We start from the raw sequence: 19706 nt of genomic DNA on the forward strand, positions 1-19706 counted from the left end.
AATGCCCAGTTTCTTCATCGACAGGCCGATCTTCGCCTGGGTGGTGGCGATCTTCATCATGGTCGCCGGCATCATCGCGATCCCGCTCTTGCCGGTATCGCAATATCCGGACGTCGCCCCGCCGCAGATTTCGATAAACGCGACCTATCCCGGCGCCTCGTCGCAGGACACCTATCAGAGCGTCACGCGGCTCATCGAGAACGAGTTGAACGGCGTCGAAGGGCTGATGTATTTCGAATCGACATCGAGTGCTTCCGGCTCGGTCGAGATCAACGCCACATTTGCCCCCGGAACCGACCCCAGCCAGGCCTCGGTCGATATCCAGAACCGTGTGCAGCGTGTCGAGCCGCGCTTGCCCGATTCGGTCCGGCAGCAGGGCGTGCAGGTGGACGAAGCCGGCTCCGGCTTCCTTTTGATCGTTTCGCTCACCTCGACCGACGGTTCCATGGACGCGATCGGCCTCGGCGACTATCTGAGCCGCAACGTGCTGAATGAGATCCAGCGCGTGCCGGGCGTCGGCCGGGCCCAACTCTTCGCGACCGAACGCTCGATGCGCATCTGGCTCGATCCGGACAGGATGCTCGGACTCAACCTGACCGCCGCCGATGTTACCGCCGCGATCCAGGCGCAGAACGCCCAGATAGCCTCGGGCTCGATCGGCGCCCAGCCGAACCCGATCACCCAGCAGATCAGCGCCCCGGTGGTGATCAAGGGACAGCTTTCAACACCTGAGGAATTCGGCGCCATCGTGCTGAGGGCAAATGCCGACGGCTCGGCCGTGCGCCTGCGCGACGTCGCCCGGGTCGAGATCGGCGGCGAGAGCTATTCTTTCTCGACTCGTCTCAACGGAAAACCCTCCGCCGCGATCGCCGTGCAGCTCTCACCCGGTGGCAATGCGATGTCGACCTCTGCGGCGGTCAAGGCGCGCATGGACGAGCTTGCGCAGTTCTTCCCGGCGGGGCTCGAATATTCCATTCCCTACGACACCTCGCCCTTCGTGAAGGTTTCGATCGAGAAGGTGGTGGAGACGCTCGTCGAAGCCGTCGCGCTCGTCTTCCTGGTAATGCTCCTCTTCCTGCAGAACATCCGCTACACCATCATCCCGACGCTGGTCGTGCCGGTCGCCCTTCTCGGCACCTGCGCGGTGATGCTGGCGATGGGCTTTTCCATCAACGTGCTGACGATGTTCGGCATGGTGCTGGCGATTGGCATCCTCGTCGACGATGCGATCATCGTCGTCGAGAATGTCGAGCGCATCATGTCGGAAGAGGGGCTGACGCCGAAGGAGGCGACCCGCAAGGCGATGAAGCAGATCACCGGCGCCGTCATCGGCATCACGCTGGTGCTCGCCTCGGTCTTCATTCCGATGGCCTTCTTCCCGGGGGCAGTCGGTGTCATCTATCGCCAGTTCAGCCTGACCATGGTGGTCTCGATCCTGTTCTCGGCGCTGCTCGCGCTGTCGCTGACGCCGGCGCTCTGCGCAAGCTTCCTGAAACAGGTGCCGAAGGGTCATCATCACGCCAAACGCGGCTTTTTCGGCTGGTTCAACCGCGGCTTCGACCGGACCTCTCGCGGCTATACGCGCGTCGTTGGCGGCCTCGTCGCCCGCACCGGCCGCCTGATGCTCGTCTATCTGGCCCTGCTTGCGGGCCTCGGCTGGGCCTTCCTCCAATTGCCCTCCTCCTTCTTGCCGGACGAGGACCAGGGCTATGTCATCGTCATGATGCAACTGCCCTCGGAAGCGACGGGCAACCGTACGACCGAGGTGATCGAACAGGCGGAGCAGATCTTCGGCCAGGAGCCGGCGGTCAATCGAATCGTTGCCATCAATGGCTTCTCCTTCTTCGGCACCGGCCAGAATGCGGGGCTTGCCTTCGTGACGCTGAAGGACTGGAGCGCGCGCGACGCCGACAATTCGGCCCAGGCGATCGCCGGCCGCGCGACAATGGCGATGAGCCGGATCAAGGACGCGATCAGCTTCGCGCTGTCGCCGCCGGCGATCCAGGGCCTCGGCACCACCGGCGGCTTCTCCTTCCGCCTGCAGGATCGCGGCGGTCTTGGCGAAACGGCGCTTGCGGAAGCGCGCGACCAGCTTCTCGGGCTTGCCGCACAGAGCAAGGTCGTGACCGGCGTTCGCTTCGAGGGCATGCCCGATGCCGCGCAGGTCAGCGTCACCATCGACCGCGAGAAGGCCAACACCTTCGGGGTGACCTTTGCCGACATCAACTCGACGATCTCGACCAATCTCGGCTCGTCCTATGTCAACGACTTCCCGAATGCCGGCCGCATGCAGCGCGTGACGGTGCAGGCGGACGAGATGAAGCGCATGCAGACGGCGGACCTCCTCAACCTCAATGTCCGCAATACGAACGGCGGCATGGTCCCGCTCTCCGCTTTTGCAACGGTCGAGTGGATCAAGGCACCGACGCAGACCGTCGGCTATAACGGCTATCCCGCCGTCCGCATCAGCGGCAATGCGGCGCCCGGCTACTCCTCCGGCGATGCCATCGCCGAAATGGAACGCTTGGCCGGCGAGTTGCCGGCGGGTTTTGGTTATGAATGGACTGGGCAATCGCTGCAGGAAATACAGTCGGGCACCCAGGCGCCGCTGCTGATCGCGCTCTCCTGTCTGCTCGTCTTCCTTTGCCTGGCGGCACTCTACGAAAGCTGGTCGATCCCCGTCTCGGTGATCATGGTCGTGCCGCTCGGCGTAATCGGTGCGGTGCTGGCGGTGACGATGCGCGACATGCCGAACGACGTCTATTTCAAGGTGGGCCTGATTGCGATCATCGGGCTCTCGGCGAAGAACGCCATCCTGATTATCGAGTTCGCAAAGGAACTCAGGGATCAGGGCAGGTCGCTGATCGACGCCACCATGGAGGCGGTGCACCTGCGCTTCCGCCCCATCCTGATGACCTCGCTCGCCTTCACGCTCGGCGTGGTTCCGCTGGCGGTCGCGACGGGCGCAAGCTCTGCCAGCCAGCGCGCCATCGGCACCGGCGTCATGGGGGGCATGATTTCGGCGACGGTGCTGGCGATCTTCTTCGTTCCCGTCTTCTTCGTGTTCATCATGAAGATTTTCGCACGCAGGAAAGCCGCGGACGCGGCGCCTGAGACCGGCTCCGCAAGCCCCGCCGAATAGGGCATGTTCGCGGCCCGTCCTCAACGGCGGGCCGCTTTACCGCGCCGCGCCCCCTCATTGGACGTGCGGCACTACGGCGCCGCGCGGCGCTGTATGAAAACTGCAGGTCTTTGTCCTTGAAGCGAGCGGCATTTGAGGAGAGATGCAGTCAAGGAGACTGCCATGCGCCGAACCAAGGCCGATGCCGATGCGACCCGGAAGAAGATCCTGAACGCCGCCGAGCGCATGTTTTACGAAAAAGGCGTCTCCAATACGACACTCGAGCAAGTGGCGAGTGAAGCGGGGGTCACGCGCGGCGCCGTCTACTGGCATTTCGCCAACAAGACGGATCTTTTCCTGGCGCTCTACGAAGCGGTGCCGCTGCCCCATGAGGACATGATCGTGCGCGACATCGAGGCCGAAGCGTTCGACACGCTGGCCATCGTCGAAAGGGCCACCGGTGATTGGCTCGAGACGCTCGCCAGGGACGAGCAGCGACAGCGCATCCTTTCGATCATGCTCCGCTGCGACTACGACCGCGCCATGTCGGCCGTGCTGGCAAAGCAAAGGGAAATCGACGAGCGGCACAATACCATGCTCGAACTCGCCTTCTCTCGCGCGCAGGAGAGAGGGCAGTTGCAAGAGCGCTGGACGCCCGCCTCTGGCGTCCGCGTTCTGCACTGGATGATGATGGGGCTGTGCACCGACTGGCTGCTCTTCGGCCGTAGCTTCGACCTCGTGGCAGAGGGGCGCGAGGCGCTTCGGCGCCTCTTTTCAGGTTTCAGGTGCGAGGGGACGAGCCGATCGGCATTCTCGGCCGAGCGTGTTGAGGATGCGCGATAGCCGCTTACGCGTGTGCGAGCCTTCGACCTCCTGCCTTCAAAAACTTATGCCGCTAGAACTCTGACAGCCGCACTGACGATGTCGTCCTGGGTTGCCGGTTTGTCGATCAGCACGGCGTCACCCCACTTCCTTTGCATCTCGGCGGTCAATTTTTGCCCGCTATAGAACAGGAACGGGATGCCTCGGTCGGCGAGCAGGTCACTCACCGCCTCCGTCGTCGCCGTTCCTAGCCGGATATCAAGAATCGCTATAGAAACCGGCTCGCTCCCAGCTGCCTGCAAAGCCTCTGGAAGCGTCATGAACGGCCCGATGATCTCGGCCCCGGCGTCGCGAAACGCCGCTTCGAGGTCGAGAGCGATGAGAATCTCGTCCTCGGCAATCAGGATCCTGATGCCTTGTAGCGGGCGATGCTCGTCAATCTTCCGCTCCATTGTTCTGGGTCTCCGGAAGCTCGATGTCGATCGTGCAGACCATCCCGCCCGGCCGAAAATCTCGGTGGACCGTCGTTCCCGGCAAACTCTTCTCGATCAGAACCCCGCCAAAACCAGCATGGTCCGGCGGCTTCACCGGCGGCCCGCCACGTTCCTCCCAAGTAACCGCCACACGTCGCCCATTGTTCCGAAGTTTCCAGGTGAGAATCACCTGGCCGTCCTCCGTCGCGAAGGCTCCGTATTTTGCCGCATTGGTGGCAAGCTCGTGGAGCACGAGCCCGAAGGGCGTCGCGATGTCGGGCGGCAGCACGACGCTTTCTCCCTCGACCCGCAGCTTCTGCCGGTCGCTGCCCCCATAGGCCTGAAGCTGGCTCAGCGCCAGCTCGCCGAGCTCCGCGCCCCTCCAGTCGGAGGCGACGAGAAGCTTGTGCGCTGCGGCCAGCGCGGAAAGGCGCCCTTCGAATCGCTCGACGAAGTCTTCGCTTGAATCGGCGCTTCTGAGCGTCTGCCGCGCGAGTGACTGGACCACAGCCAGCGTATTCTTCACCCGATGGCTCAGTTCGCTCAAGAGCAACTGCCGCCGTTGCTCCCAGCGCTTGAGCTCCGTAACGTCGCGCGTGCTTTCGAGAACGAGCCGCCGATCGCCGAGCGGGAGAAGCTCGATCTGGCTCTCCACCGTCAGCACCTGGCCATCCTTGGTGGTGTGACGCAATTCACCGCTCCAATGGCCCTTTTCCATTAGCAACTGCCGCAGGGCTTCGAAGGAGGAACCGGGGACGACGGTCTTGAGCAGCTCTTCCTTCTGCTTCCCGAGCGCCTCGTCGCGCGAATAGCCGTAAAGCTCCTCGCTACCGCGGTTCCACTGTTTGATGCCGTCGTCGAAATCCCAAACGAAAATCGGTGAACGGGAAAGCTCGACGAGCCGCATTTCCTGCTCGAGGCGCTGCTTGCTTTCGCGTGCATTCTCCTCGGCGCGGCGGCGCTCGGTGATATCGACGAAAGTCGCCACGACGCCGTCGATCTTGTCGTCGATGGTCCGATAGGGGCGCATGCGCACGAGATACCAGCGGCCATTGCGATTCTTGACCTCACGCTCCACCGGCGCGAGATCTTTCAGCACCGCGTGCGCGTCGTCGGCCAGGCTGGGATAGTCGAGTTGATGGGTGAAGTCGGTGATCGAACGCCCCTCGTCGTTCTGGGTGACATTGAATATGTCCATCAGCCGCGGCGTGAAGCGTTTGATCCGCAGCGATTGGTTGACGAAGAGCGTCGCGACGTCGGTCGCCGCCATCAGGTTCTGCAGATCGCTGTGGGCACGCGAGATGCTTTCCAGCTTCAGCTTGAGCTCGTTGTTGACCGTCTGCAGTTCCTCATTAATGGATTGAAGTTCCTCCTTGCTCGTCTCGAGTTCCTCGGCCGTCGAACGATATTCCTCGTTCATCGACTGGAGCTCTTCATTGGCCGCACGCAATTCCTCGTTGGCGGCCTCGGACTCTTCCCTCGTCACCCGCAGCCGGCTCTGTGCAAGCTGCAGTTCCTCCTGCAATTGCCGGACTGCCTGGCTCGTCGCCGGGCGGTCGTCGGGTGCCTCGGACGGCGCACCATCCGCCCCGACCATTGCCTCGCCTTCGACGAACAGGACGAGCGCATGCCGTGCCGAGTCGCCATTCTGGTTGACCGGCTTTACCTGCAGGTAGACACGGTGCGGTTGACCGTCAAGTTGCGCAAGAATCGGCAGGGTCAGGGTGGCTTCGTTGCGCTCGAAGGCGCGATGAAGCGCGGCCCGCAAGTCGAAGCGAAATTCTTCGCGCACGAGATCCGCCGCGTCCGTGCTGACCGGTCCGCCGGAGGGCCGGAGAAAGCGCCCGGCACTTTCCGACAGATGTATTGCTCGGTGACCCTCATCCACCAGAATACTCGGCGGAGCGATCCTCTCGAGCATCTGGCGATGCAGGGCGGCGTCGCTGACATTGCCGGCGGGCGAGGGCAGGCGGGGAACCTGCGGCGCCCGCCCCGCTGTTTGGTGCGCACCAAGCAGCACGGGCAGGGCCGGGCGTCCGGCGCCCGCAACCGAGCGGTAGATGCGTGCCTCCCGGTCAAGCATACGGAAGAGGCCGGCGGGATGATCGGCGCTTTCGGATGATCCGAGGAAGAGGAAGCCGCCGGGGTTGAGCGCGTAATGGAACGTGTTGCAGACCTGCTGTTGCAATTGCCGGTCCAGATAGATCAGCAAGTTGCGGCAGGAAACCATGTCGAGATGCGAGAAGGGCGGGTCTCTCAGCAGGCTGTGGCTGGCGAAGAGCACGATGTCGCGCAATTCGCGCCGCACCCGGTAGTACTCGCCCTCCCGCTGGAAGTAGCGGCGCAGCCTCTCTTCCGTGAGATCCGCTTCGATCGCCGCCGGGAAGCGCCCCTCACGCGCGATCGAGAGAGCTGACGAATCGAGATCGGAACCAAAGACCTGGATTTCCGGCGTCACGTCTCGCCGCGCGGCTTCCTCGAGCAAGAGCATGCCGATCGTGTAGGTCTCTTCCCCCGTTGCGCAGGCAGGAACCCAGATCCTGATGCTGCTGCCGGCACTCTTTCCCTCGAACAGTTGCGGAACGACGTTTTCCGCAAGCGATTGGAAAGCGGCCGGATCGCGAAAGAAGGTGGTCACGGAAATCAGGAAATCACTAAAGAGCGCCTGGGCCTCCTCCGGGTTCTCGCGAAGATAGGTGTAGTATTCGCCGAGCGTTTCCTTTCGGGTGACTTGCGCCCGTCGACCGATGCGGCGCAGGATCGTGGCGCGCTTGTACTGGGAGAAATCATGGCCGGTCCTGACGCGCACATGGGCCAGAATGCGGCCAAACATATCCTCGTCGCCCGAATGGCCTTGGGTGGATTCGACAGTGGCTCGTGTTGCGATCAGTTCGCTGAGCCGATCGGGAACCTCGCGGATCGGCAGCACGAAGTCGGCAGCTTCCGTGGCGATGGCGTTGCGCGGCATCGAGGCGTATTCCGCCTCGTCCGGATCCTGAACGAGCACGATGCCGCCGGCCTCCTTGACCGCTTTTACACCGATTGCGCCATCCGACCCCGCGCCGGTGAGAACGATGGCGAAAGCGGTTCCGTCATGCTGTTCCGCGAGAGATCGGAAGAAGAGGTCGATCGGCGCCCGATGCGCTTGCGGTTCCTCAAAAGGAAGCGCGGCTATCCTGCCGTCGGCGAGTTTCAGCCGCCGATTGGGCGCGATGACATAGACGTGGTTGCTCTCAAGGCGCGCCTCGCCTTCAACCTGTTTCACTGGCATGGGCGTGCGTAGTGCTAGAATATTGGCCAGCTCGCTCCTCGCGTCGGGATCCAGGTGGAGGATCACGACAAAGGCGGCACCCGTATCGTCGGGCATCTGGTCGAAGAAGGTCTGGAGCGCGTGGACGCCACCTGCCGAAGCCCCGATCCCGACGATCGGCGGATTCTCTTCCTGCTCCATCCTTCACCTCCCCGGCAGCCTCGCGTCGCGATTCTCGTCGATCGCTGCTCGCGGGGCGAGATTCTCGGCAAATTGCAAAGCCGGAATAGCGGCAATTCTACACCCGGCGGACGTCTCTGGCACGACTCATATAACGGCCGATGCGTTACGGCCAACACAGACATGGGAGAATCTTCCTGACGAAGGCATCGACTTGCGCGTCCTCAGGTCGCGTGGGTTCGTATGGGAATTTTGCCATCGAACTTATGGGCCAACTGCGCGTTGTGGGTGAAATGGAGCAATGTCATGGGCCGCCGCGACGTCATAGCCATAGGGGGGTCGCTGGGCTCGGTCGATGCCGTCAAGCAGCTTCTTCGTGATCTTCCTGCCGATTTTGATGCCGCTGTTTTCGTCGTCATTCATGTCGGCGCCAGCGGCAAGGATTTGCTTGCCGGAATATTCAACGATCGCGCGGCGATCCCCGTGCGCACCGCGACCGATGGCGAACCGGTACAGCCCGGCCGCGCCTACGTTGCGCCCGCGGATAACCATCTCCTCGTTATGGACGGCACTGTGCGATTGGGCCGCGGCCCGCGCGAAAATCTTGCCCGACCGGCGGTCGATCCTCTCTTTCGTTCTGTCGGCATGAGTTTCGGCCCGGGAGCGATCGGTCTCATCCTTACGGGAATGTTGAACGATGGGGCCGCGGGACTGGCCGACCTCAAGCGATGCGGCGGCGTAGCCGTGGTCCAGAACCCGGCGGATGCCGTTGCTCCCGACATGCCGCTTGGAGCGCTCTCGGCGGCGGAGGTCGATTATCGCGCTCCGCTCTCGGACCTGCCGTCGTTGCTTGCCAAGCTGGCCGGCGAAGAAGCAGGGCAGGCGGTGCCCGTGCCGGACGATGTTCGGTTGGAGGTCGATATCGCCCTCGGCCGCCGCGCCGACCCGCGAAGATCAGTGTCATTGCCGACCCGGTGCAATTGTCGTGTCCCGCCTGTGGAGGGGTTCTTTCGCAGGTGAGAAGATCGCCGCCATTGCGGTTCCGCTGTCAGGTCGGACATGCATTCACCTCCTCAATACTGGCGGAGACGAGCGAGAATACCGTCGACGAGGCGATGAGGACCGCGCTTCGGATTATCGAGGAACGCGTGACGCTCAGCGAGAAGATGGCCGATGACGCGCGCCGCAGCGGCCTGGACGCGGCCGAAGCCGCGTACCGACGGCGGGCCGAGGAAGCCCGTGAGCATGCGGAGGTGCTGCGTCGCACCTTGATCGAAAAGAAAGCGGCACCGCCGGCCGATGAAGTCGAGACGGCGGAGTAGGGAATTTATGTCCGGCCGAAATCGTCTAGCGCATCCGCCAGAAAGCTCGATGCGCTGTAGCGTCTAGTGCGCCTCGTCCCAGTTGTGTGCTGCGCGCGCGTCGACTTTCAGCGGCACCTTCATGCTCAGCGCCGGCATCGCGGCGTTCTCCATCACCGAGACGATCACCGGAATGGCGCGCTCGATCTCGCCGTCCTCCACCTCGAAGATCAGTTCGTCGTGAACCTGAAGCAGCATTCGGGCGGTAAGCTTCGCCTCCTCGAGCGCCGGCTCCATCTTGACCATGGCCCGGCGGATGACGTCGGCGGCTGACCCCTGGATCGGGGCGTTGATCGCGGCGCGTTCGTTGAAGGCGCGCATCGAGGGGTTGGAGGAGCGGATATCCGGATAATGGGCTCGACGCCCGAAGATCGTTTCCACATACCCGTGCTCGCGCGCGAAGGCCTTGGTGCTCTCCATGTAGTCGCGGATGCCGGGGAAGCGCTCGAAATACCGCTTGATGTAATCGCCCGCTTCCGACCGTTCGATCGACAGCTGGTTTGCGAGGCCGAAGGCGGATATGCCGTAGATGATGCCGAAATTGATCGCCTTGGCGCGGCGGCGGATCTCGCTTGGCATGCCTTCGACAGGAACGCCGAACATTTCGGAGGCGGTCATCGCATGGATGTCGACCCCGTCCGCGAAGGCCTGGCGCAGCTGCGGGATGTCCGCCACATGCGCGAGAACCCGAAGCTCGATCTGGCTGTAGTCCGCCGAGACCAGCTTATGCCCCGGCGTCGCGATGAAGGCCGTGCGGATACGGCGCCCCTCGGCGGTCCTCACCGGAATATTCTGCAGGTTCGGCTCCGAGGAGGAGAGGCGGCCGGTCGTCGTCGCGGCCAGCGCATAGCAGGTGTGGACCCGCTTCGTTTCGGGATGCACGAAACCGGGGAGCGCATCCGTATAGGTCGATTTGAGCTTGGTGAGCTGGCGCCAGTCGACAATCTTGCGCGGCAGTTCGTGGCCGATCGCGGCCAGATCCTCGAGCACCTGGGCGGAAGTCGACCACTGGCCGGTCCTGGTCTTTGAACCGCCGGGCAGGCCCATCTTGCCGAACAGGATGTCGCCGAGCTGCTTCGGCGAGCCGATGGTGAAGCTTTCGCCCGCCAGCCGGTAGATCTCGTCCTCGAGCGCCGCCGCCCCCTGCGCCAGCTCCCCGGAGAGGCGCGAGAGGATCTGGCGGTCGACGGTGATGCCGCGCTCCTCCATCCGCGCGAGAACCGCGATGAGCGGCCTTTCGAGCCGCTCGTAAACGCGCGTCAGGCCTTTGGCGGCAAGCCGCGGCTTCAGCACGTGCCACAGCCTCAGCGTGACGTCCGCATCCTCGGCCGCATAGGCGGTCGCCTTGTCGATCTCGACGAAGTCGAAGCTCACGGCAGCCTTGCCGCTGCCGGCTATGTCCTTGTAGGCGATCGGTGTGTGGCCGAGCCAGCGTTCCGAGAGCGAATCCATCCCATGCGCGCCGGTGCCGGCATCGAGCACATAGGACATCAGCATCGTGTCGTCGAAACTCTCGACGGTGATGCCGTGCCGCCTCATGACGAGGTAATCATATTTCAGGTTCTGCGCCACCTTGAGAACGGAAGGGTCCTCGAGAAGTATCTTTAGCCGGCTCAAGGCCTCGCCAGCCGGTACCTGGTTTTCGACGAGGCCGCCGCCCAGCAGATCGCCGACGCCGCTCTTGTGAATGAGCGGCACATAGGCGGCACGGATCTTCGTGCCGGACGGGCCGTTACCGTAATTGGCGATCGCCAGCGAAAAGCCGACGAGATCGGCCCGCATCGGATCTAGCGAGGTCGTCTCCGTGTCGAAGCCGACAAGCCCCGCGTCGCGCCCGGCGGAAATCCAGCGGTCGAGCGTGTCGAGATCGCGGATCGTCACATAGCTGGCAGGATCGAAGGGCGCCTTGGCGAAGATGTCGGCGCGCGTCTGCGCCAAATCCTGCGGTGTCGCCCCCGTGGCGTCGACATCGCCCCTGCCGGCGGCAAAAGATACCGCCGCCTTTGCCGCGTCTCCGCGCGGCGGGGCGGCACTCGACGAACCGGGCGACGGCGGCGGGCCGGCGGCCTCGCCGGCGTCGAGATCCGGACCATGCGCCTCGGCGCCCCACTCGACCGGCACGTGAGCCGCCTCGATCGCCTCCGCATCCGTCTCGGTGGCGGCCGCGACGCGGCGCGTCAGCGTGTTGAACTCCATCGCCTTGAGAAAGGCGATGAGCTTCGGACCGTCCTGCGAATCGAGCCTGAGATCGTCGAGGTCGACGTCGAGCGGCGTGTCCCTCTTCAAGGTGACCAGTTCGCGCGACAGCCGCGCCATTTCGGCATTGGCGATGATCGACTCGCGCCGCTTCTGCTGCTTGATCTCGCCCGCACGGGCAAGCAGCGTGTCGAGGTCGCCATAGGCCTCCAGAAGCTGGGCTGCCGTCTTCGGTCCGATGCCGGGGATGCCCGGCACGTTGTCGGTCGAATCGCCGGTCATCGCCTGGAGGTCGATCATCTTCTCCGGCGGTACGCCCCATTTCTCGATGACGTCGGGAATGGTGATCTGCTTGTCCTTCATGCTGTCATACATCGACACCTTCGGCGTCACGAGCTGCATGAGGTCCTTGTCCGACGAGACGATCGTGACGTCGGCGCCCGCCTCCTCGGCGAGGCGCGCATAGGTGGCGATCAGATCGTCCGCCTCATAGCCTTCCTTTTCGATGCAGGGCAGGTTGAAGGCGCGGGTGGCATGGCGAATCAGTCCGAATTGCGGGATGAGGTCTTCCGGCGGCGCGGTGCGGTTCGCCTTGTACTGGTCGTAAAGCACGTTGCGGAAGGTCTTCGAGGAATAGTCGAAGATCACCGCGAAATGCGTCGGCGTCACGCCGACGGAGGTGTCGCGCGCATCCGTCAGCAGCTTCCACAGCATGTTGCAGAAGCCGGCCACCGCATTGACCGGCAGGCCGTCCGATTTGCGGTTGAGCGGCGGGATGGCGTGGAACGCCCGGAAGATGAAGCCCGAGCCGTCGACGAGGAAGAGATGATCACCATTTTTCATGTGGGCATGGATAGCGCGGGGGGAAAGAAAGGTCCATTGCGGTTTTGCTTGTAGCCATCGTCGGCAATCGCCATTTCCAGTGCATCGCAGCGGCCGTGGCTCTCACGCAAACGTTACGCATTTGTAATGCGCGATTCAGTCGGGCAATCCTTGAAAAGCCACATTTGAATCCTCAAATCATCGACACCGGCACCCAAATGATGCCGTCGTCTGGTGATTGGCCTGTCCCCCGCCCGCACCAGATGTGGACAAAGGCCTTATCCCCCTCTCCGGGCCTTTGTCCCGCTTTCACAAAGCCGCCACGGTGCCGCCTCCGCGCCGTGGCGGCTTTCGGTTTGGCCTTGCGCGGCTTCAGGGGCGGATACTTGCCTCTTTGTAACTTGTCTTCGCCGGCGTTCGCGCGTACGCATTAGGCCATGGCCTTCAATCGTATGGAATCTGCGAGCTATCTGGCCAGCCTGCTGGCAAAGAGCTTCTCTCGCGCTCTGCAGGAGCGAGGGCAGAAGCTTGGCTTCGCGCCGGGGCAGTTTCCCATCCTGCTGGAATTATGGGCCGAGGACGGCCTCACGCAGAAGCAGTTGCTCGAGCGCATCGACGTGGAGCAGGCGACTATGGCCAACACGCTTGCCCGTATGGAGCGCGACGGCCTCATCGTCCGCCGCAAGCACCCGAGCGACCGGCGCTCCCAGCAGATATTCCTCACCGATCGCGCCCGCGACATCGAGGCGGCCGCGAAGGAAGCGGCTGCCGCCGCGGAGCAGTCGCTGCTTTCCGGCTTTCGCCGTTTCGAGAAAGAACTCATGCTCGAATATATGCGCATGGCGCTCGCCAATTCGCCGCGTGGCAACGGCGCCTCCTGAGGCCGCCCTCCATCCCTCGCAAGTCCTGAACCCATCTTTCGTGTTCGCCGAAAAGGCGGTTCCGCCTTTCGGGCCGATGCGCTAGGTTCGCCCGCGACACCCACCCAAGGATTCGCATGATGGCAGATATCACCCCGGTCCTCGAACGCGCAGACGCAAATCTCCCGGAAAGCCTCGAACGCCTCTTCGACCTCCTCCGCATGAAGTCGATCTCCACCGATCCGGCCTACAAGACCGAATGCCGCAAGGCGGCCGAGTGGCTGGCCCGGGAGTTGCAGGCGCTCGGCTTCGATGCCGCTGTGCGCGACACGCCCGGCCATCCGATGGTCGTCGGCCATCACCCCGGCGAAAGGCCGGACGCACCGCATCTGCTCTTCTATGGCCATTACGACGTGCAGCCGGTCGATCCGCTGGAGCTTTGGGAAGCGCCGCCTTTCGAACCGGGGTTCAAGGAGGTGGAGCCCGGCCGAAAGGTTATCACCGGCCGGGGCACGTCCGACGACAAGGGGCAGTTGATGACTTTCGTCGAGGCGCTGCGCGCCTATAAGGAGACCAAAGGGGCGCTTCCCTGCCGAATCACCATTCTCTTCGAGGGCGAGGAGGAGTCCGGCTCGCCGTCGCTCAAGCCCTTCCTCGAGGCCAATGCCGATGAACTCAAGGCCGACTACGCGCTGATCTGCGACACCGGCATGTGGGACCGCGAAACGCCGGCGATCTCGGCGGGGCTGCGCGGCCTGGTCGGCGAGGAGATCATCGTCCGGGCGGCGGATCGCGATCTGCATTCCGGCCTTTACGGCGGTGCGGCGGCAAACCCGATCCATATCCTCGCCGACATCCTGGCCGGGCTGCACGACGAGACCGGCCGCGTCACGCTCGAGGGTTTTTACGAAGGCGTCGAAGAAACGCCCGCCGAGGTCAAGGCGACTTGGGAAAACCTCGAGAGTGCGGCGGAGAAGCTTCTCGGCGAGGTCGGGCTCTCCGTGCCTTCCGGCGAAAAGGGCCGATCGGTGCTCGAACTGACCTGGGCACGCCCGACGGCGGAGGTCAACGGCATTGTCGGCGGCTATACGGGCGATGGCTTCAAGACGGTAATTGCGGCCCAGGCCTCCGCCAAGGTTTCGTTTCGCCTCGTCGGCAGCCAGGATCCGGTGAAGATCCGTGAGAGCTTCCGCGCCCATGTGCGCGCTGGAATCCCGGCGGACTGCTCCGTCGAGTTCCACCCGCACGGCGCTTCGCCGGCGATCCACCTGGCTTACGATTCGGCGCTGCTCAACACGGCCAAGGCCGCGCTTTCGCAAGAATGGCCGAAGCCCGCCGTCGTCATCGGCATGGGCGGGTCGATCCCGATCGTCGGCGATTTCCAGAGCATGCTCGGCATGGAATCTCTGCTCGTCGGTTTCGCCCTTGCCGACGACCGCATTCACTCGCCGAACGAGAAATACGAGCTTGCATCCTTCCACAAGGGCATCCGCTCCTGGATCCGCATATTGGACGCGCTGGCGGCGTGAGCCCGCGTGGCCCGCGGCGCCGCGCACTTCCCAATGCGGCCAACAAACTCATGGGAGCGCGCGATGGCGTGATCGCTGCTTGACCTGCAGCGTGTGGGATGCTTCCCTTTTTAGAACAAACAAGAATGGGTACCGGGCTATTGGCAAGGGCGAACGAAGAAACGCGCTCCGGGCGCGATCTTTTCAAAATGCAGCGCGAAGATGACGGTTCCGGCCTCGCTCCGACCCGTGGTGGCCTCTTCGATCCAGCCCGTGAACCGATGCCGGTATGAAACGGGTGCAGAGATATTTCTGGCCCGTTGTCGGGCTGGCGGCGATTCTCCTGTCGGTAAATGCGCTCTATCACGAGCTGCGCGGCCTCTCCCTCGACGCGTTCATCGCGAGTTTCCAGGCCATATCCTTGCGCAGCTGGCTGCTGGCGATCGGGTCGACCCTGATCGCCTATGCGGCGCTGGCCCTCTATGACCGGCTGGCCCTCGACCATCTCGGCCACCGCATCTCGCTTTGGTTCATCACGGTGTGCTCGTTCACGACTTACGCGCTGTCGCACAATCTCGGCGCATCGGTGTTTTCCGGGGCGGTGGTGCGCTATCGGGCCTATCGGTCGAAGGGACTGACGCCCGGCGAAATCGGGGTGCTCGTCGCCTTCTGCTCATTCACCTTCGCCCTCGGCACGCTGATGCTGTCGGCGATCGTGCTGCTGTTGAGACCCAACATCATCGAGCGTTTCTCGGAGTTCCTGCCGATCGAGATGTCTCTGACGACCGGCGGCCTCATCCTCGCGCTCATCGGCCTCTATGTCCTGGGAAGCCTGATCGGGCTACGGCCGGTGCACACGCGCTGGTTCCAGCTGCAATATCCCCGGCCTTCGATCGTCGCGAGGCAGCTGATCATCGCTCCGGTCGAACTTCTCGGCGCCGCGGGGATCATCTATTTCGCGCTGCCGGAGGCCGCCAATCCGGGCTATATCGTCGTCCTCGGGATATTCCTCGCCTCCTTCTCGGCCGCCTTGCTCTCGCATGCGCCGGGCGGCCTCGGCGTGCTCGAACTGGTCTTCATAGCCGCCTTGCCGGAGGTCGACCCCGCCGACGTGCTCGCCGCGCTCGCGATCTTCCGCTTGCTCTACCTGCTTATCCCCTTCGTCATGGCGCTTGTCGTCATCTTCGTCTTCGAGCACTCACGACTTCTCGAGCAGCGAAACGAAACGGGGCCGTAGGCCGCCTGCGGCGCGGTCTTATCAGGCGTGCAAAGGTTCGTTGCAGGCGACGCCACCTACCCGGCGATCCGGCGGATATGGTGATAGAGCGCCCGAATCGCCTGGGCCTCGCCGCCGACCGGCGAATGCGGACGCTCCGCCTGAGCCCAGCCGAAGATGTCGAAATGTACCCAGCTCCTGGCATTCGTGACGAAGCGCTTTAGGAACAGCGCTGCGGTGATCGAACCGGCCATGCCGCCCGAGGGAGCGTTGGTCAGATCCGCGATGCGGGCGGAAATGTCCTTGTCGTAGCCCATATGGAGCGGCATGCGCCACATCGGGTCGTCGGCCGTAAGGCTTGCCTCGGTCAGGTCCTGCGCCAGTTCTTCGTCGTCGGTGAAGAAGGGCGGCAGATCGGGGCCGAGCGCAACGCGGGCCGCACCCGTCAGCGTCGCCATGTCGACGATGAGGTCGGACGTCTCCTCGTCGGCATAGGCGAGCGCATCGGCCAGGATCAGCCGGCCCTCGGCATCGGTGTTGTCGATCTGCACCGTCAGGCCCTTGCGGCTCCTGTAGATGTCGCCCGGACGGAAGGCGTTGGAGGAAATCGAATTCTCGACGACGGGAATGATCAGGCGCAGGTCGACCTTCAGCTTCGCGTCCATGATCATCAGCGCCAGGCCCATGACATTGGCAGCGCCGCCCATATCCTTCTTCATCAGGAGCATCGAGGAGGCCGGCTTGATGTCGAGGCCGCCCGTGTCGAAGCAGACGCCCTTGCCGACGAGCGTTACCCGCCTGTGGCCCTTCTTGCCCCAGCGCAATTCCAGAAGCCGCGGCGCTTCGGCGCTGGCGCGGCCGACCGTGTGCACCAGCGGGAAATTCTGCGTGAGCAAGGCTTCGCCGGATATCACCGAGACGTCCGCCTTGTAGTGGTCGGCGAGAGCGCGGAAGGCTGCCTCCAGCGCCTCCGGTCCGAGGTCGTTGGTCGGCGTATTGATGAGGTCGCGCGCCAGAAAGACGCCGGCGAGCTGCCGTTTGATGTCGCTGGCGTCCGCATCGGCCGGTATCGACAGCGTCGGCGCCTCCGCCTTCGGCTTCTTGTAGCGCTCGAAACGGTAGGAGCCGAGGCCATAGCCGAGCGCCAGCCGATTCGCGGTCAAGGGCGCCGTCTCTATATGCCATTTGCCGGCCGGCAGCGCGCGGGCGAGCTTGCCCGTCAGGAAAGGCGCGTCGGAGGGATTGGAGCCGAGACCGAACAGCGCGCCGCCAAGATGGCCGTCCGCCGAGGGAATGAGGAGTACCGCACCGCGTTCCGCCTTGAACCCGGCCTTGCGCGCCCAGTCGAGGGCGATCGGGTCGATCGATCCCGTCTCGATATGCGCCGGCGTCACCGCGAAGATCGGCAGCGTCTTGCCGTTGCCGGTGCTGAACGGCGACGGCCGTTCGATGAATTGATAGGGGGCCATGGACTTCCTCGATTGGTGGTATGGATCGACGCGATTAACGCTCTGTTAGGGTTAACAGATTATTGCTGGAGTGAAAGTTGCGCCGTCGTTGTTGGAGTTCCGGGGCGAAGCGATCGGGGGCGGGCAAGGGTAAGCGGCCACTGGCCTGCAGCCGCTCTGAACACTTGGAATCGATCACGATGTTTCGGTTTTGCCCGAAATCGTGGTCCGGGGCACCGACTGATGACGACACCACATATCTTCTCCGCCTATCTTCGTCGCCTGGCTCAGGGAACTGCCGTCGCAATCCTGGCGATCTCGGTTGCAGGCTGTGCCGGACAGCAGGGCAAGAAGGAACTGACAACCGGTTCCATTCCGAAGCTTTCGAAACCGGTCGCCGCGATGAACGCCAGCGAACTCACGGCTGCGGCGGAAAACATCGGCCAGGCCTATGAACGCAATCCCAAGGATCGCGACGCGGGTCTCAACTATGCCAATCTGCTGCGTATGACCGGGCGTAACGAACAGGCGCTCGCAGTCATGCAGCAGGTAGCGATCAACCACCCGACGGATCGTGAGGTCCTCGGCGCCTATGGCAAGGCGCAGGCGGCGGCGGGGCAGCTGGAACAGGCGCTGGCGACGGTCAAGCGCGCCCAGACGCCCGATCGCCCCGATTGGAAACTGAAGTCGGCGGAAGGCGCGATCCTGGACCAGCTCGGCCGCTCCTCCGAGGCGCGGCTGCGCTATCGCGAGGCGCTGGACCTGCAGCCCAACGAGCCCTCCGTGCTCTCCAATCTCGGCATGTCCTACCTGCTGACGAAGGATCTGAAGACGGCGGAGACCTATCTCCGCTCGGCCGCTGACCAACCCGCCGCCGACAGCAGCGTCCGACAGAACCTCGCTTTGGCCGTCGGCCTTCAGGGACGCTTTCAGGAAGCCGAAACGATCGCGCGGCAGGAACTGACCCCCCAGCAGGCGGAGGCGAATGTCGCCTATCTGCGCTCGATGCTGTCGCAGAAGGGCGCCTGGAACCAACTCGCCAAGGCGGACGATGGGAATACGAACTGACGATTGTGTGTCCGTGCGGGGGGCCACTTCGATGTGCTACGACCATTGCGCGCCTGATATGTCGCCTGATGGTCAGGGAAGTTGCCGCAACTGCCCAGTCCCCTCCTGGTCGTCGTCAGGCTTGCGCCTGGATCCTCGGGTCAAGCCCGAGGATGACGGAAAGAGGGGCGTCGGCAATGTCTCTTTACAGCGAATGTGCCGCCGCCTTCCCTGGTCTGCTGCAGGGCGGTCGTCAGTCTTTCGGCGGAGAGCGGGCGCTGGTAGGCGGTTACAGGCTTTCGCGACCACCTCTCCATGGCGTCATCCTCGGGCTTGACCCGAGGATCCAGACGCAAGCTCTGGGATGGCGATCAACCATTCCGCGGCCAGCCACCTCCGAAGTCGTCGCCTCAGAACTTATCCGCCACCTGTATGCCCGCGGGGCCGAGGATAACGGCGACGAGGACGGGCAGGAAGAACAGGATCATCGGCACCGTCAGCTTCGGCGGCAGGGCGGCGGCCTTCTTCTCCGCGGCGGTCATGCGCTGGTCGCGGCTTTCCTGCGCGAGCACGCGCAGCGCCTGGGCAATGGGCGTGCCGTAGCGATCTGCCTGGATCAGCGCCTGCATCACCGATTTGACTTCCTCGAGCCCCGTGCGCATGCCCAGGTTTTCCAGCGCGACGCGTCGATCCGGCAGGAAGGAGAGCTCCGCCGTCGTCAGCACCAGTTCTTCCGCGAGCTGCTGAGACTGGTCGGCGATTTCGTCTGCGACGCGGCGCAGGGCGATTTCCATCGAGACGCCCGATTCCACGCAGATGAGCAGAAGATCGAGCGCATCCGGCCATGCGCGGCGGATCGAATGCTGCCGTTTGGAGATCGCGTTGGCGATGAAGATGTTCGGCGCGTAGAAGCCGAGGTAGCCGAAGCCGATGGTGAACAGCAGCCGCATCATCGTCGGCTTTTCGGCAAAGTTGCCGAGCACGAAAATATAGACGACCGCGGCCACCAGAAACAGGAAGGGCAGGCAGAAGCGGGCGAAAAGAAACGTATTCAGCGCATTCTGCGAGCGATAGCCGGCCGTCTTCAACCGATTGACCGTATTCTCGTCCACCAGCGCCTTCCTGAGGTTCAGCCGTTCGACGATCTGCCGCACCGAGGTGTTTTGCTGCGACCTGAGGCTGGCGCGGCTGCTGGACGCCTCGGCGTTGAGACGAGAGCGTTCGCGGGCGCGAATCTGCTCGCGTTCGGTGGCGACGGCCTTCATCCGCTTCGCGAGATCACCGCGCTCCAGGAAGGGAACGGCGAGCGAATAGAAGGTCGCGAGCACGGCCATCGACACGAGAGCGGCGACGATGATGTTCGGATCGGTCAGTGTGTCTATCCAGCCGTTCACCGTCAGAG

At 63.6% G+C, this 19706-nt stretch carries 11 protein-coding genes and 1 pseudogene; 7 read left to right on the forward strand and 5 right to left on the reverse strand.

All coding sequences use genetic code 11. The features are described from left to right. Position 1 precedes the first annotated feature (1 nt). The gene (locus tag AC4P1R_RS15850; protein ID WP_151611833.1) at positions 2-3142 is read left to right on the forward strand and encodes a multidrug efflux RND transporter permease subunit; all 3141 of its coding nucleotides are present in this window, start codon (positions 2-4) and stop codon (positions 3140-3142) included. Positions 3143-3304: 162 nt separating this feature from the next. After that, positions 3305-3964, forward strand: coding sequence for a TetR family transcriptional regulator (locus AC4P1R_RS15855; protein ID WP_492177186.1), 660 nt, complete (start codon positions 3305-3307; stop codon positions 3962-3964). 44 nt (positions 3965-4008) lie between these two features. Here AC4P1R_RS15855 and AC4P1R_RS15860 read toward each other — a convergent pair whose 3' ends face one another. Continuing rightward, positions 4009-4395 carry a response regulator gene (locus AC4P1R_RS15860; RefSeq protein WP_151611835.1) on the reverse strand — a complete coding sequence of 129 codons (387 nt, stop codon included), beginning with the start codon at positions 4393-4395 and terminating at the stop codon, positions 4009-4011. Next, on the reverse strand, positions 4379-7867 hold the full coding sequence (locus AC4P1R_RS15865; protein ID WP_273362826.1) for a chemotaxis protein CheB: 3489 nt from the start codon (positions 7865-7867) through the stop codon (positions 4379-4381). The genes AC4P1R_RS15860 and AC4P1R_RS15865 overlap by 17 nt, the downstream gene beginning before the upstream one ends. Before the next feature lie 285 nt (positions 7868-8152). Between AC4P1R_RS15865 and AC4P1R_RS15870 the strand changes: the two are divergent. Further along, positions 8153-9168 (forward strand): annotated as a pseudogene (locus AC4P1R_RS15870) (chemotaxis protein CheB). 63 nt (positions 9169-9231) lie between these two features. On the opposite strand, the gene polA reads toward AC4P1R_RS15870, so the two are convergent. Then, positions 9232-12246: a DNA polymerase I gene (gene polA, locus AC4P1R_RS15875; protein ID WP_225190767.1), complete on the reverse strand. Its 3015-nt coding sequence runs from the start codon at positions 12244-12246 to the stop codon at positions 9232-9234. 416 nt (positions 12247-12662) lie between these two features. On the opposite strand from polA, the gene AC4P1R_RS15880 reads away from it, so the two are divergent. The 3 genes from AC4P1R_RS15880 (at position 12663) to AC4P1R_RS15890 (ending at position 15830) form a co-directional block, all read left to right on the forward strand. After that, positions 12663-13106 (forward strand): MarR family winged helix-turn-helix transcriptional regulator, encoded by a 444-nt coding sequence (locus AC4P1R_RS15880; protein ID WP_034853331.1) that lies wholly within the window; start codon positions 12663-12665, stop codon positions 13104-13106. A 116-nt stretch (positions 13107-13222) separates the two neighbouring features. Then, complete coding sequence (locus AC4P1R_RS15885; RefSeq protein ID WP_151611838.1) at positions 13223-14614, forward strand: dipeptidase; 1392 nt, start codon at positions 13223-13225, stop codon at positions 14612-14614. A 268-nt stretch (positions 14615-14882) separates the two neighbouring features. Beyond that, the gene (locus AC4P1R_RS15890) at positions 14883-15830 is read left to right on the forward strand and encodes a lysylphosphatidylglycerol synthase transmembrane domain-containing protein (RefSeq protein ID WP_151611839.1); all 948 of its coding nucleotides are present in this window, start codon (positions 14883-14885) and stop codon (positions 15828-15830) included. 56 nt (positions 15831-15886) lie between these two features. On the opposite strand, the gene AC4P1R_RS15895 is transcribed toward AC4P1R_RS15890, so the two are convergent. Further along, positions 15887-17278, reverse strand: a complete 1392-nt coding sequence (locus AC4P1R_RS15895; RefSeq protein ID WP_492177187.1) for a leucyl aminopeptidase family protein — start codon at positions 17276-17278, stop codon at positions 15887-15889. A gap of 222 nt (positions 17279-17500) precedes the next feature. Here AC4P1R_RS15895 and AC4P1R_RS15900 point away from each other — a divergent pair, with 222 nt between their 5' ends. Then, a complete protein-coding gene (locus tag AC4P1R_RS15900; RefSeq protein WP_492177188.1) occupies positions 17501-18325 on the forward strand; it encodes a tetratricopeptide repeat protein in 825 nt (274 codons plus the stop codon). Positions 18326-18714: 389 nt separating this feature from the next. Here AC4P1R_RS15900 and AC4P1R_RS15905 read toward each other — a convergent pair whose 3' ends face one another. Continuing rightward, positions 18715-19698, reverse strand: a complete 984-nt coding sequence (locus AC4P1R_RS15905; protein ID WP_492177189.1) for a type II secretion system F family protein — start codon at positions 19696-19698, stop codon at positions 18715-18717. Between the last annotated feature and the right edge of the window lie 8 nt (positions 19699-19706).

The sequence above is a fragment of the Sinorhizobium sp. Y406 genome (assembly GCF_058732025.1).